Source organism: Arthrobacter sp. B2060, from assembly GCF_059090445.1.
This window is the reverse complement of the sequence record NZ_JBNHFR010000009.1, coordinates 1-14,777: the sequence shown is the minus strand read 5'-3', so window position 1 is coordinate 14,777 and position 14,777 is coordinate 1. Positions and strand designations below refer to the sequence as shown.

Sequence of the window (14,777 nt, the reverse complement as noted above, 5' to 3'; positions counted from 1 at the left end):
CAGCGACAGCAGAATGCTAGGCGTACTCGCGGGCTTTTTCGTCGTCTGGTCCATCATCCTGGTGGGAATGTTCGTTGGCCGGCGGGGCATCCTGGGAGACAACGCCCGCCAGGTCCTCAGCGGCCTGACCTTTTTCGTGGCCAGCCCGGCGCTGCTCTTCGAGACCCTGAGCAAGGCCCGGCTCCAGGAAGTTTTTGCCGCCCCGCTGCTGGTTGCCGCGGTGGGAGCACTGTCCACGGCCGCCATTTTCTTCGTCATAGTCAGGTTCCTGCTCAAGCGCAGCACCTCCGAATCCCTGGTGTCGTCGATGAGCGCGTCCCTGGCCAACTCAGCAAACCTGGGCATTCCGATGGCCGTCTACGTCCTGGGCGACGCCAGCTATGTGGCTCCCCTGCTGATCTTCCAGCTCGCGTTCTTTACTCCGCTGCTCCTCATGGCGCTGGATTCGACCACCAGCGCACACCGCACCACCCCGCTCCGGTTTGTCCTGATGATCCTGAAGAACCCAATGATCGTGGGTTCTGCGCTTGGCCTCGTGGTTGCTGGAACCGGCTGGCAGGTCCCGCCGTTGATCCTGCAGCCCATTCACCTGATCGGCGGCGCCGCCATTCCTGCGATGCTGATGGCCTTCGGCATGAGCCTGAACGGTTCCCGGCCGCTGCAGGCAGCCACAGCGCGCAGGGTGGATGCCCTTGTGGCCAGCGCGTTCAAGCTCATCGTCCACCCGGGTATCGCCTACCTCTTCGCACGCTTCGCGCTCGGCATGGAAGGCCACGCACTCTTCGCGGCCGTGGTCACGTCCGCCCTGCCGACGGCCCAGAACGTTTTCGTGGCAGCCAGCCGGTACCGGACCGGCCTCACCGTCGCCAAAGACACGGTGCTGATCACCACCGTCGTGGCGGTGCCGGCCATGATCGGCGTGGCGGTGCTGCTGACATGACGGTGCAGCTGATGAAGGTGGCCGACAACGGCCCGACTTGGGAGGAATCGTGAACACTAGCCTGGACACTGTGGTCATTGGCGGCGGCGCCATGGGATCGGCGGCGGCGTGGGCGTTGGCGCGGCGCGGACGGGACGTGACCCTGCTGGAGCAGTTTGGGCCCGGGCACAGCATTGGAGCATCACACGGTGCCACCCGGAACCTCAGCCTTGCCTACTGCGAGCCGGACTACGTTGCCATGCTGGCGGAAACGCTCCGCCTCTGGCGCGGGCTCGAGGAGGAAAGCGGCGAGCAGCTGCTGGCGCGCACCGGCGTCGTAAACCACGGCCCTGACCCGGCGCTCGGCGCGATGCATGCCGCGCTGAACCATGCCGGCCTGCGGGCCGAGTTCCTGCCAACCGCGGAGGCCAGCGAGCGCTGGCGCGGCATTCGTTTCGACCAGCAGGTGCTGTTCATGCCGGACGGCGGACAGCTCAATCCCGAACTGGCGCTGCCGGCCCTCCAGCGGCTGGCGGTCCGGCACGGCGCCGAGGTGCGGCACCATGTGAAGGTGGTGGACCTGCAGGTTCTCGACGACGGCGTCCGCGTCACCGTGGACGACGGCGGCGCCACCGAGGTGCTCACCGCGCGCCAGGCGGTGGTCACCGCCGGCGGCTGGACCTCGAAACTGCTCGGCAGCATGCCGGGAACGCCGCGCCTGACTGTCACGCAGGAGCAGCCCGCGCATTTCGGCATAGCGGACGACGGCGCAGCCTGGCCCGGGTTCAACCATTTCCCGGGGACAGGCCCGGACTACGCGGGCTGGTACTCCCCCGTGTACGGGATGCACACCCCTGGCGAGGGAATCAAGGCCGGCTGGCACGGAGTGGGGCCGGTGGTGGATCCGGACCGCCGATCGTTCCAGCCCGAGCCGGTGCAGCGGGCCGCCCTGCAGCGCTACGCGAGGCAGTGGCTGCCCGGCGTGGATGCCGACTCCATGACTGACATCAGCTGCACCTACACCACCGCCGCGGACCACAACTTCATCCTTGACCGGCTGGGTCCCGTGGTGATCGGTGCGGGATTTGCCGGCCACGGCTTCAAATTCACGCCGGTGGTCGGCAGGATGCTGGCAGACCTCGCCACGGGCGCCGGCCCCGCTCCCGCAATCTTCTCAGCCTCACGGCCAGGCCTCAGCTAGTGCGCATCAGCCGGCCGGAACGCCATATCCCGGCCTAGCCCCGCTGGTGCCTGTCCAGGAGTCGGGCGCAGCGGATGAAGCCGAGGTGCGAATAGGCCTGCGGGTGGTTGCCCAGGTGCGTTTCCGTGCCGGGGTCGTATTCCTCCGGCAGCAGCCCAGTGGGCCCGAACAGGTTCACCAGCTGGTCGAACAGGTCCCAGGCCTCGGAAATGCGGCCCACTGCCACATACGCCTCGATGAGCCAGGTGGTGCAGATGTGGAATCCGCCCTCCAGGCCCGGCAGGCCGTCGTCGTACCTGTAGCGGAAAACGGTGGGGCCCACGCGAAGCTCGCGTTCCACGGCCGTCACGGTGTCCAGGAACCGCTGGTCGCCGACGTCCAGGAGGCCCGACAGTCCGATGTGCAGGACCGCGGCATCCAGGTCCGGGCTGTCATAGGCCACGGTGTAGGACGCGGCGGCATCGTCCCAGCCCTCGCGGAGCACCTCATCCCGGATCGTGGCGGCGGTGCCGGCCCAGCTTGGTTCGGGCTCCCGGCCGTGGCGGGCGGCTGTGCGCAGGGCCCGGTCCAGCGTCACCCAGCACATCACCTTCGTGTAGACGTGATGCCGCGGGGCCCGCCGGGCCTCCCAGATCCCGTGGTCCGGCTCGTGCCACCGGGCCAGCACCGCATGGGCCATCTGCACCATCAGGTCCCAGTGCGGGTCCGCCAGTGAACCCCGGGCCTCGCTCAGCCCGTGGATCAGCTCCGCGATGGGCCCGAACACGTCCAGCTGGACCTGGTGGTCCGCCGCGTTGCCGATCCGGACGGGCCGCGATCCGGCATAGCCCGGCAGACTTTCAATAATCGCTTCCGTCGACAGCGGCGCGCCGGTGACCGAGTAGAGCGGGTGCAGCCATTCCGGCCCGGGAGCATTGGCCAGGATCCTGCCCAGCCAGCGGAGGAAGCCGTCGGCCTCCTCCGTCGAGCCCAGGTCCACGAGTGCGTTCACCGTCATGGAGCCGTCCCGCAGCCAGCAGTAGCGGTAGTCCCAGTTGCGGGTTCCGCCGATCCCTTCCGGAAGCGACGTGGTGGGCGCCGCGAGCACGGCACCGGTGGGCTCGTGGACGAGGGCCCGCAGCACGAGGGCCGAACGGCGAACCAATGACGGTTTGACGGACGGCAGGGTCAGATCCTGCACCCAGCGGCGGGAATGGTGCGCGACGGCGGAGCGGCGGGCGGCTTCGTCCGTCGCCGCTTCGTCCGTCCCCTCCGGGGGGCGTTGGGCCTCGGTGTCGCCGCAGCGAAGATTGAGGATCACCGGGCCCTGCCGCAGGTTGACCTCGGCCGTGGCCGTGGCGTGGCGGCCGTCCGAGGTGATGGAGAAGCTGACGCCTGGGGCCAGCAGGATGATGGGATCCGACGTGCCGGCGACATGCAGCTCACCACCGCGCGCCTCCATGCTGAACGGGGCGTTGGCGTAGTCCGGCCGGGGCGCGAAGACGATCCGGGCCGCTCCCGTTCCGGACAGCACGCGGACCAGGCTCGTGATCCCCTCGGGGGCGGGTTCAAGGTAGTCGGTCACAGTCACGTCCGCCCACCGGGTCTCCACGATCATCGTGCTGTCCACATAGCGCTGGCCCAGCACCTGTGAGGCCTTGACCGGTTCCACCGAGAAGTGGCCCGCGGCGTCACCGCCCAGGAGGTGGGCAAACAGCGAGCCCGAGTCAGGCAGGGGGTGGCTCATCCAGCAGATCTTGGCGTCGGGGGTGAGCAGTGCCGTTGACGAGCCGTTGCCAATCATGGAGTGGCGCTCCAGGCCAACCGCGTCTTCACCAAACAGCCAGGCACGCCGCAGCTCAAAGAGGATAGCCAGGACCCGTGCAAACGATTCAGGATCCCGCAGCCGGTGCTTGGCCAGGCTCGGAAGCTCTCCTACCCACAGCCCCATGTCGGGGCCACGGAGCGTGGCCATCGCAAACTCATCGCTCACCGCGTCACCGGCGTACAGCGCCGCGCTCACGCCCAGCCTGGACCGGAGGTGTTCAAGCGCATCGGCTTTAGAGGGCTCCACCACCGACAGGTCCAGCACCGAACCGTCGACGATGAAGAACAGGCCAAGGGCCTTGGCCACTTCCTCGGCCTTCTGCGCCGCCTCGGCTACGATTTCCGGGGCGGCCGGCCGGGTGTGCACCGAGACCGCCACCGGCTTCCGCTCGATGGTGATGCCCTTGTACGCGCCAACGGATTCGAGGAGGGCCTGGTTGGCCTGCTGCAGGACAGATTCGGTGGCCAGGGACAGGCCATGGGCGAACCCCATATCGAACTCTGCACCATGGGACCCGACGAGGTGCACTTCCGCGGGAAGCCGTGACACCGCTGCCAGGTCCCGCAGCGACCGGCCCGAAATGACGGCCGCATGCGTGTTGGGCAGGGCGGCCAAGGCGCGGAGTGCGATCGCCGCACCGCCCAGGGGCAGGGTCTCGGTGGAGATGCCCTCCGCCGCGCAGAGCGTTCCGCCGTAGTTGCAGGCCACCAGCAGCCCCGGCGTGCGTGCCAGGATCTTCAGTTCGCCGAGCAGCTGCGGCGTCAACCCGTCGTCGGCGGCATCCGACTGGACGAACGCCCTCAGCAGGCCGAGCGGCAGGGATTTGGTCAACAGTGCGGAATCGGCCACCGTTTGATTGAGCGGAGTTGGCATGCTCGGAATTCCTTAGGATCATCCCCAAATGGACGTTGACCCTCTCAGTGTCCGGCGCGGCCGTTTCCCCTGAATATCCCGGTCATTGCGGTCGTGTAACTTCGGCGCCTTCTGCTGTGCCGCCCACAACAACGGGCAGGTGCCTAGGCGCGGACCAGGCCCGCAGCCTCTGCCAGCAGTTCCACCGACCGCAGCCGCGCGGACGTGCCCGTAGCCTGGTGCGCGACGATGAGTTCGTCCGCGTCGGCGTGCGTGGCGAAGCCGTCCAAGTACTCCAGCACGACGTCCGGCGTTCCGACGGCCGAATATTTCATCATCTGCGAGACGTGCTGGCCCTGCGGAGAATCCAGGATCATGTCCGCTTCGTCATCGGTAAACTCCCTCCCGCCGCCGAAGAACAGCGAGACGCGGGCGCGCAGGGTGGCCCGGAGCATCTCCTGGGCTTCGGGTGCCGAGTCGGCGGCGATGACGTTGGCGCCGGCGATGACATGCGGTGCCTCCAGCTGCTCGGAGGGCCTGAATTCGCGGCGGTAGACGGCCACCGCGTCCTGGAGCGCGTTCGGCGCAAAATGCGAGGCGAAGGCGTAGGGCAGCCCGAACTGGGCGGCGAGCCGGGCACCGAACAGGGACGACCCCAGGATGTACAGGGGCACGTTGGTTCCCTTGCCCGGCGTCGCCTCCACGCCCGGGATGCGTGTGGGTCCGGTCAGGTAGCCCTGCAGTTCCAGCACGTCCTGCGGGAAGGTCTCGGCCGAAGAGGCATCGCGGCGGAGTGCCCGCATGGTGTTTTGGTCGCTGCCCGGTGCGCGGCCGAGTCCCAGGTCGATGCGTCCCGGGTGCAGCGTTTCCAGGGTTCCGAACTGCTCGGCGATGGTGAGCGGCGAATGGTTGGGCAACATCACCCCGCCCGCTCCCAGCCGGATGCTTTCGGTATGGGCAGCCACATGGGCGATCAGGACGCTCGTGGCCGAGGACGCAATCGAGGACATGTTGTGGTGCTCCGCGTACCAGACCCGCCGGTAACCAAGCTCCTCCGCGCTTTGGGCCATGGCCACGCTCCCGGCGAAGCTCTCCGCCGCCGTCTGGCCCTTGCCGATGGTCGCAAGGTCAAGGATGGAGAGGGGAACAGTCACAGGGGAGCCGGCCTTTCGTTGCGGATCACGGGCGGCCGGCTGGGGTGGTTGCGCGGCACACTCTCGACAACGACGACGGCGTGAGGGTTATTTCTGACAGGCCGGGTGATGCTGTCCACAGTTTTATGGGGCTCCACTGGCCGCCGGGTCTTGGTCCGCCACTAAGCTAGCCGCATGGCCAACAAATCAACAGCAGACAAAGTCGCCACGATCCAAAAGGGCTATGCGCTTGAGGGCGCCACCATCGAGCTGGGGGCCGCCATCGTCGACAACGAAGTCCACAAAGACGCGCCGGTCCGGTTGCCCCTGGCCATGATGAACCGGCACGGGCTCGTGGCCGGCGCCACCGGCACGGGCAAGACCGTTACGCTGCACATGATGGCCGAGCAGCTCTCCGCCGCGGGGGTGCCCGTTTTCCTGGCCGATATCAAGGGCGACCTGTCGGGCCTCGCCACGGCCGCCACGGGGAGCGAAAAGCTCGCGGCGCGGACCGAGAGCATTGGACAGCAGTGGGCGGGCAAGGCGTTCCCGGTGGAGTTCCTGGCCCTGGGCGGCGACGGCAACGGCGTGCCGGTCCGCGCCACCATCACGTCGTTCGGACCCCTGCTGCTGTCGCGCATCATGGAGCTCAACGACACCCAGGAGTCCAGCCTCCAGCTGGTCTTCCACTTCGCTGACAAGAACAACCTCGAGCTGATCGACCTCAAGGACCTCCGGGCCGTCATCCAGCACCTCACCTCCGACGAGGGCAAGGACGCCCTGCAGGAACTCGGCGGCCTGTCGAAGGCTACCGCCGGCGTCATCCTCCGGGAGCTCGTGGCGTTGGAGGCACAGGGGATGGAGCGCTTCTTTGGCGAGCCGGAGTTCGACACCGCAGAGCTCCTCCGCACTGCCCCCGACGGCCGCGGGGTCATCACCTGCCTCGAACTTCCCACCCTGCAGACCAAGCCCATGGTGTTCTCCACCTTCCTGATGTGGCTGCTGGCGGACCTGTTCGAAGACCTGCCCGAGGCGGGCGATCTCGACAAACCGAAGCTGGTGTTCTTCCTCGACGAGGCCCACCTGCTGTTCAATGACGCCTCCAAGGCCTTCCTCCAGGCCATCACCACCACGGTTCGGCTGATCCGCTCCAAGGGTGTGGGCATCTTCTTCGTGACGCAGACGCCGAAGGACGTGCCTGCCGATGTGCTCGGCCAATTGGCCAACCGCATCCAGCACGCGCTCCGGGCCTTCACACCGGAGGACGCCAAAGCACTCAAGGCCACGGTCTCCACCTTCCCTGTCAGCGACTACGACCTGGAGGAGACCCTGACGTCCGCTGGCATCGGCGAGGCAGTTGTCACGGTGATGAATGAGAAGGGCGCGCCTACGCCCGTTGCGCTTACCCGCCTGCGGGCCCCGGAGTCAGTCATGGGTCCCAGCACAAACGAGCTGGTCAAAAGCACCGTGGCAGGCTCGGCGCTGCTGGCCAAGTACGGAACAGCCGTGGACAGTGTGTCAGCGTACGAAAAACTGTCCGGCCAGGCCGCTGCTTCGACGGGGCCCGCTGCACCGGGCCAGCCTCCGACTCCGGCCAGCGAGGTGTTCGTCCCCGGCAGCATAAATCCGGACACCGCGGACGCGGAGGCCCGCCGCATCGAGGAGGAAATCCTTGGACGACCGAGCAGCCGGCCCGCCCCGGAACCCGACCGTGCGCCCGCGCCACGCTCCGCGCCGCCGGCCGGCGGCATGATGGAGGACATCACCGGGGCACTCGGCGGAGCCCTCGGCAGCGGTCTGAAAAGCATGGTCCGGTCGATGGGAACCCAGCTGGGCCGCGAACTGTTACGCGGCGTTTTCGGCACCTCGTCCCGGCGCCGCCGCTAATGCCAAGGGGCGTCGCCACCGTCGGTGACGCCCCGCCGTCGGACGCTCTCCTTTCCTGTGTACGTCATGCTCGGAACCTGCAACTCCTGAGTTCGCATAACTAGCAGGTAACGTAAGGGGCGTGCAGATGAGTCAAGCGTTGGTGAAAATGGCGGCCGGGTGGCTGCTGGGCCTCATGCTTGCCGTGGCCGGAGCCATTGTTTCGGTCAATCTCGTGAACAGCTCCGTAGCCGGCCCGCAGCAGCCTGTCCGGGAATATCTGGACGCCCTCCAGAAGGGTGAGGGCGAGCGGGCACTGGGCCTCCTCCGCGCCTCGGTGCCGGCTGCAGACCCGGCCATGCTCGACGGCACAGCGCTGCAGACCTCCGCGTCACGCATCGCGAATGTCAAGATCGGCGATGCGGTAGCCCGCGGCGGCAAGCGCGTAATGGTGCCCATGGAGTACACGATCGACGGCAGCCGCCTGCGCACTGAATTCCTGCTGGAAAGCACCGGGACGGAGTGGCTCTTCTTCAACAAATGGGCGTTCGTTCCAGCCGCCCTGCCCACGATCGACGTGACTGTGGTGAACTCGAACGAGGCCACGCTTAATGGGGTGCCGGTGAACACGCCCGGCGGCCGGGGCAGCTTCGCCGTGTTCTACCCGGGCGAGTTCGAGGCCTCCCTGAACGGGAAGTTCTTCTCGGCGAAGCCCACCCGGGCCACCGTCGCTGCCCGGGACGTGCCCGCCGCGCCGCTGAATCTCCTGACACAGGCGACGGACGACCTGAACCAGGCTGTGGCGTCCAGGGTCAAGGAATTCCTGGACAGCTGTGCCGCAGACGCCATCAAACAGCAGCGCCTCCAGCCCGACTGCCCGTTCTACCACGCCACCGCCAACAGAGTGGTGGACGGAACCATCAAGTGGAGCATCACCGAGTACCCGAAGATCAGCATTGAGCCGTTTGAAGGCAAGTGGGTGGTTGCGCCCCTGGACGGCAAGGCCAAGATCACCGCCCAGCAGGTCGACCTCTTCACAGGCGGCGTCTCGCCCCTGGACGTGGAGCACGATTTCAGCTTCACGACGCGCCTGGATATCGACGGCGACACTATCAAGGTCACGCCGCTCCTCAGCTTCTAGGCCGCGTTCCTGGACAGCTGTCCACCTCCCGCACCTGTGTCAGCATGCCATCCGGCGCGTGCACCACGTCGTCATAGAAGAAGCGCAGCACGGGAAAGCCGCGGACGGCCGCCGAATTGTCCCGTCTGCGGTCCTTCTTGAACTGCCGCGACTCCAGGTGGAAGGCGATGCCGTCCAGCTCGACAATCAGAAATACCTCGAGGAGAAAGTCCACGCGGCCAATTCCGTCCAGCCACACCTGGGTTTCGGTGGCGATCCCGGCCTCCCGGAACAGTACGCGGGCCAGGGTCTCAAGCAGCGAGTCCGCGCCCCGTTCCACCTTGGCCACGACTTCGCGGGCCTTCCCGCAGCGGTTACCGGCCAGGTGACGCCGGAAGAAGGCAGGATCGATGTCTCCGCGGTTGTAGGCGCATTCCACCATGACCAGCGATTCCAGGGGCGGCCGGCAGATGAGGGCATGGAGCAGCACGTCGGGCAGGGCAGCCAACGTTCCATGGCGTTGGCGCTGTGTCAGCGCGAGGCGGTGGCTGACGCACCGGACCGCATTCCTCCCGCTGCTGTGCCAGTAATGGGGCTGCGTTGCCGGGCGCAAGTGCCAGAGCCCGAATCGAGGGACCGCGGACACGCATGTCAGAAGGCCACGGGAGCGGCCCGCCGCCACCAGTTCCGGGTCGGCGCCACTGACAGCCAGAAGCCCCCGTTCCACACGCACCACGTCACCGCACCGGATGGCGGCGCGTATGCCTGATTCTGTGGCACCCCTGGCAACCTGAATGCCTGGCCGCTGCACTGGCCCACTTTTGCACCAGCCAGGAACAGGACCGGCCCGGTCCTCAACCCCTGAGGGTCGAAAACCGGGCCGGTTCAGCACAAGGCGGCCGGGATCAGTCCATGCCGCGGAGGTCCAGCACGAGTTCTGCGTCGCCGTCGGCCTGCAGCACCACCGGGATGCCCCAGTCCTGCTGGTACAGGTGGCATGCGGCATGGTCCGGGATCTCGCCGTCCTCAGTCTCGGGCCCGTCGCAGGCCGCGGCGCGAGCCGTAATGTGCAGCACGCCCTCGGGTACGTCGGAGGCCAGCTCCAAGGTGCGGAGCAGGCCCACGGAGGTGCCTCCCCCCGCCACGAGCAGCTCCGGAGGGGTTGACGAGATCTTCAGCTGGGTGGGGTCGCCCCACCGGTCATCAAGCTTCTGGCCGGTCGGCGCCTCGAAGCGGACTGTCAGATCCAGCAGGCCCGGAGCGACAGGGCTCTTGGGCCGGTGGGTCTGGACCGCGCCCTCGTCGACCTGCTGGGCTTCCTTGGGGATGGGCACGTACACGAGCTGGTGCTTGTTGGCCTCGACCACCACCAGGAGCGGTTCCTTGCCTGCCACCCGGGTGTGGTCGACGATGACGTCGGAGGGTTCCAGGAGGCCGCGGGCGAGAGTGGAAACGGTCTTGGTCGCGGGGTCGTAACGGCGCACGGCACCGTTGTACGTATCGGCAATGGCAACGGAACCGTCCGGGAGCACAGTGACGCCGAGCGGGTGCTGCATGCGTGCCTGGGCAGCTTCGCCGTCACGGAACCCGAAGTCGAAGAGTCCCTTGCCCACGGCGGATTCAACTGTGACCGTCCCGTCGTCGCCAATGACCAGCTTCCGGAGGGCGGAGGTCTCTGAGTCGGCCACCCAGATGTTGCCGTCCGCGTCCTCGGCAAGGCCGGACGGCTGGGCGAACCAGGCTTCGTGGGCGGGTCCGTCGAGGAGTCCTTCAAGGCCGTTGCCGGCAATGATGGACACTTCCCCGGTCAGCGGTTCAAAGCTGAAGATCTGGTGCACGCCGGCCATGGCAATCACCACGGCGTTGAGCTTGGAAGACCAGACAACGTCCCACGGTGAGCTGAGGGAAACCTCGAGCGGGTGGTCGCTGAGGCGTCCGGTGAAGCCGGCAGCGTCCTCGTCCACGCGGGCGGGACCGGTCTCCAGCAGGCGCTGCACGCCGTTGCCGGCGAGCGTGGTGACGGTTCCGTCGGCGAGGGACAGCCCCCTGAGGCGGTGGTTGACGGAGTCGGCAATCACGACGTCGTAGCCCGTCTTCGCTGCCACGTCTTCCGGGAGCAGGACAAGACCCTGAGGTTCGTTGAATTCCGCGACCGGCTCACGGAAGTCCAGGGCATTCCCCGGGCCGTCGGCGTATCCCTTTGTGCCGGTGCCAAACGTGCCGAGCACCGTGTGGAAGTCGGTGTCGAGCTCCACGATCCGGTGGTGGCCGGTGTCCGTGACCAGCCAAGTGCCGGCACCCGGGCCGGCAGCGCCGTCGTCGGGCTTTCCGGAAGCCGAGCCTCGGCCAGCGGGGAGGAACAGGGCCTTTCCCGGGAAGCGGAGGGTGCCCGACGTGGGCTCCGGCGCGACGTAGGGGCCGCTGCCGCGGTGGAGTGTCCCCCGGGCTTCGTGCTTGGCGATCAGCTCGGGGATCAGCACGCCGAGGCCGTCGGCGTGGCCTTCGCCGGAGAGGTGGGCCACGATGTAGCCCTCGGGGTCGATGACCACCAGCGTGGGCCAGGCGCGGGCGGTGTAGGCCTTCCAGGTGTCCAGCTCGGGGTCGTCAAGGACGGGGTGGTGGATCTCGTAGCGCTCCACGGCTGCGGCGAGGGCCACGGGATCGGCCTCGTGCTCGAACTTCGGGGAGTGGACGCCCACCGTCACCAGGACGTCGGAGTATTTTTCCTCAAGCGGGCGGAGCTCTTCCAGGACGTGAAGGCAGTTGATGCAGCAGAAGGTCCAGAAATCCAGGAGCACGATCTTGCCGCGCAGGGCCTCCAGGTCCAGGGTCTTGCCGCCCGTGTTGAGCCAGTTGCGGCCCACCAGTTCGGAGGCGCGGACCCGGTGGTGGGTGCGTACGGTTTCGCTCATCAGCGTCCTTCCAGCTTTGAGTTGCGTTCAGCCAGCTTGGCATCGCGTTCCGCCAATTTGGCAAACATATCGTTGTAAGCGGTGAGATCGGCGTCGTTATTCCTGTCCGCCGCCCGGTCGGTGCGGCGCGTCTCCCTCGCGTCGGACCGGGACCACATGACGGCGACGCCGATCGCCACCAACAGCGTGGGCACTTCGCCGATGCCCCAGGCCACGGCCCCGCCCAGTTGCTGGTCCACAATGGCCGATGGTCCCCACTCCCGGCCAAGGTTGCCAAAGTAGTCCGCCGCGAGCAGCCCGGTGCCGCCCATGATGGCGACGCCGAAGAAGGCATGGAAGCCCATGGTGGCCAGCAGAAGCACGAGTCGCAGCGGGTAGGGTGCGCGCCGCGGCAGCGGATCGGTGCCGATCATGCTGAGCACGAAGATGTACCCGGTCAGTGCGAAGTGCAGGATCATCAGCTCGTGGCCCACATGCTCGCGCATTGCGAAGCCGAACGCGTCGGAGTAGTAGAACAGCACGATCGAGCCGGCGAAATTGGCCGCGGCGAAGAGCGGGTGCGTCACGAGCTGCGAGAACTTCGAGTGGACGAAGACGAGCAGCCACTCGCGGAGGCCGCGGGAGCCGTCGGTCCTGGCCGGGAGGGCCCGCAGGGCGAGCGTGACGGGTGCGCCGAGGACCAGGAAGAGCGGAGCCACCATGGTGAGGGCCATGTGGTCCACCATGTGCGCAGAGAACAGCACACGCCCGTAGACCGCCGGGGCCCCTGAGGTGATGTACGTCAGCACCAGCAGGCCGACCACCCAGTTCACGGAACGGAAGATCGGCCACTTGTCCCCGCGGGCGCGGACCTTGGCCACGCCCAGGAAGTAGGAGGCCAGCCCGAATACGGCGACCGTTACCCAGATCCAGTCCACCCGCCACTCGGTGAGCCAGCGCTCCGGAGTCAGTTCCGGGGGCAGCTCGTAGCCGGACAGGATGAATGCCGGCGAGGCGTCAGGGGCATACGTGGTGGGCTCGGGGGGCGCGGAGCGGCCGAGTGCCACGGCGATTCCCGAGGTTGCCCCCATGATGAGGAGTTCCATGAGAACCAGCTGCCACAGCACGCGGCGCGAGGAAAGGCCCGAACCCTTGCGGTTCAGCTGCGGTATTACCCATTGCCGGTGCATGAACCCGATGCCGCCGAGGACGACGGTGGCGGCGGTCTTCGCCACGATCAGCTGGCCGTAGGGCGAGCCGAACAGATCGGCCCAGCTTGCAACCCGGACGGTGGAGTTGACCACGCCGGAGGCGAAGACCAGCAGAAAGGCGAATCCTGCAAGCGAGGAGAACCGCCGCAGCGTGGGTTCGGTGATATCTGAGGTTCCACCCGGGCGGGACGCCACGGCGCCACCCGCGGAGCCGCGTGTGCCGGAGACAACGCCTGAGAGCAGCGCAAGCACGATGATGCCGCCCACCCAGACGCTGACACCCACCAGGTGGAGTCCAAGCGAGCTGATGGCGCCCTCGTGGTCGTTCGAACTTGCGGAGTGGCCGATGAGGGCTGCGGGCGTCAGCCCAATCAGCGCCAGCAGCAGAGTCAGTGCCAAGCCCGTCAGTGACCGGACACCGAACAGGGCGGTGGTGACTACGGCCGCGATGATCGTCACCGTCAGCCAGGCGCGTCCGGTGGGAATGTCGGTCATGAAGAAAACGAGCGCCCTGGTGAACTCGGCGTCGCCAGAGACACCCTGACCCGCCACATCGGCATAGGTGAGCACCAGGACGGCGATGGACGACAACGTCCAGGCAACGCCGGCTGCGGCCGCGATGGCCAAGGCACGGGAGAAGGCCGGGTGCTCAGGGGCGTCATCGTCCTTGGCACGGCGGCGGTCCAAAGTCCTGGGCAGAATGCCTGCGGCGAAGATGAGCCCGCCGATCACTGTGGCCAGCGAGACGTTATGGATCGCCTTGCTGACGGGAAGGCCCCAGCGCACCACGGCGCCTGGATCGGAGACCTCACGGGCCATGGCCGCGCCTGTGAAGAGCAGGGCTGCAACGAGACCAAGAAACAGCGCAGCGAAACCCGCCAGCTGCCAGGAACGTGTGATGCCGAGCCCGGCGCTGGCCTGGTTCAACCCGCTGCCCGGTTTGGGGGCAGGCTGTGTGGTACGGGATTCTGCGGCTGAGGGCACCTATCCATTGTCCGCTAACGCCGCCTGCGCGGCGAATCGGCCGGAGTGAATCCCGGCACGCCGAAGGTTAAACGCAAGCGGGGCGGCAACCAGATGGTTGCCGCCCCGCTGAGCTGTGTGCAAAGACTACTTCTTGTTGGAAACAGCGGCCTTCAGCTTGGAACCAGCGGTCAGCTTGACGCTGTGGCCAGCTGCAATCTGGATGGTCTCGCCGGTCTGCGGGTTGCGGCCAGTGCGGGCTGCACGGTCGGTGCGCTCAACTGCGAGCCAGCCCGGGATGGTGATCTTCTCGCCGGAGGCGACGGAAGATTCGAAAACCTCGAACAGTGCATCGAGCACGGAGTTGACGGCTGCCTGGCTGGTGCCTGCCTTGCCTGCTACCTCTGCAACAAGTTCACTACGGTTCTTAGCCATTTATGTCCTCCTGGACGCTTTGGATCTCTGGAGCCTGCACACGGCGTGCGTGCAAGCCACTGTTCGAAAACTTACCAGCTTGCACCGCTGAGGGGGACAAATTCCGCGTGTTTCCGCGACTTTTTGACCTAAATCACCGGAATTCGGCGGCTTTGACACTGGATTCCGCCTTCAGCGGACGGGCGTCGGGGGTCGCCCCTTCCCAATAACGCTACGAAAGAACGACGGCGGCATCCGGGTGAGGGGGCGTCTGGTTCTGGCCGGCGGGTGATGAGGGGCGTCCCGGTTCCAGGGGCTGGGTGGGCGCAGTTGGTTGGGTGTTTAAATGCGGGAGAGCCCCAACCGTGTGGTTGGGGCTCTCGACCGTGTAATGGTTGTC

10 protein-coding genes are annotated in these 14,777 nt (G+C 67.1%); 4 read left to right on the top strand and 6 right to left on the bottom strand.

What is annotated here, in order from left to right:
• Positions 1-13 precede the first annotated feature (13 nt).
• Complete coding sequence (locus AC5RUM_RS15385) at positions 14-940, top strand: AEC family transporter (RefSeq protein WP_494035745.1); 927 nt, start codon at positions 14-16, stop codon at positions 938-940.
• A 49-nt stretch (positions 941-989) separates the two neighbouring features.
• On the top strand, positions 990-2,120 hold the full coding sequence (locus AC5RUM_RS15380; protein ID WP_494035744.1) for an FAD-dependent oxidoreductase: 1,131 nt from the start codon (positions 990-992) through the stop codon (positions 2,118-2,120).
• Positions 2,121-2,154: 34 nt separating this feature from the next.
• On the opposite strand, the gene AC5RUM_RS15375 is transcribed toward AC5RUM_RS15380, so the two are convergent.
• Together AC5RUM_RS15375 and AC5RUM_RS15370 are read right to left on the bottom strand one after the other, a co-directional pair.
• Entirely contained in the window at positions 2,155-4,800 is a 2,646-nt protein-coding gene (locus tag AC5RUM_RS15375; RefSeq protein ID WP_494035743.1) for a trehalase-like domain-containing protein, read from the bottom strand.
• A 143-nt stretch (positions 4,801-4,943) separates the two neighbouring features.
• The gene (locus AC5RUM_RS15370; RefSeq protein WP_494035742.1) at positions 4,944-5,933 is read right to left on the bottom strand and encodes an LLM class flavin-dependent oxidoreductase; all 990 of its coding nucleotides are present in this window, start codon (positions 5,931-5,933) and stop codon (positions 4,944-4,946) included.
• 174 nt (positions 5,934-6,107) lie between these two features.
• Here AC5RUM_RS15370 and AC5RUM_RS15365 point away from each other — a divergent pair, with 174 nt between their 5' ends.
• Together AC5RUM_RS15365 and AC5RUM_RS15360 are read left to right on the top strand one after the other, a co-directional pair.
• Positions 6,108-7,799, top strand: a complete 1,692-nt coding sequence (locus AC5RUM_RS15365; protein WP_494035741.1) for a helicase HerA-like domain-containing protein — start codon at positions 6,108-6,110, stop codon at positions 7,797-7,799.
• A gap of 127 nt (positions 7,800-7,926) precedes the next feature.
• Entirely contained in the window at positions 7,927-8,919 is a 993-nt protein-coding gene (locus AC5RUM_RS15360; RefSeq protein WP_494035740.1) for a hypothetical protein, read from the top strand.
• Here the strand turns inward: AC5RUM_RS15360 and AC5RUM_RS15355 are convergent.
• From AC5RUM_RS15355 to AC5RUM_RS15340, 4 genes are all read right to left on the bottom strand, one after another.
• Positions 8,909-9,406, bottom strand: coding sequence for an endonuclease domain-containing protein (locus AC5RUM_RS15355; protein ID WP_494035739.1), 498 nt, complete (start codon positions 9,404-9,406; stop codon positions 8,909-8,911). The genes AC5RUM_RS15360 and AC5RUM_RS15355 overlap by 11 nt on opposite strands.
• 397 nt (positions 9,407-9,803) lie before the next feature.
• Entirely contained in the window at positions 9,804-11,810 is a 2,007-nt protein-coding gene (locus AC5RUM_RS15350; RefSeq protein ID WP_494035738.1) for an NHL domain-containing thioredoxin family protein, read from the bottom strand.
• Positions 11,810-13,984 (bottom strand): bifunctional copper resistance protein CopD/cytochrome c oxidase assembly protein, encoded by a 2,175-nt coding sequence (locus tag AC5RUM_RS15345; RefSeq protein ID WP_494035737.1) that lies wholly within the window; start codon positions 13,982-13,984, stop codon positions 11,810-11,812. Before AC5RUM_RS15345 ends, AC5RUM_RS15350 begins: the two co-directional genes overlap by 1 nt.
• 126 nt (positions 13,985-14,110) lie before the next feature.
• Positions 14,111-14,398, bottom strand: a complete 288-nt coding sequence (locus tag AC5RUM_RS15340) for an HU family DNA-binding protein (protein WP_056625601.1) — start codon at positions 14,396-14,398, stop codon at positions 14,111-14,113.
• Between the last annotated feature and the right edge of the window lie 379 nt (positions 14,399-14,777).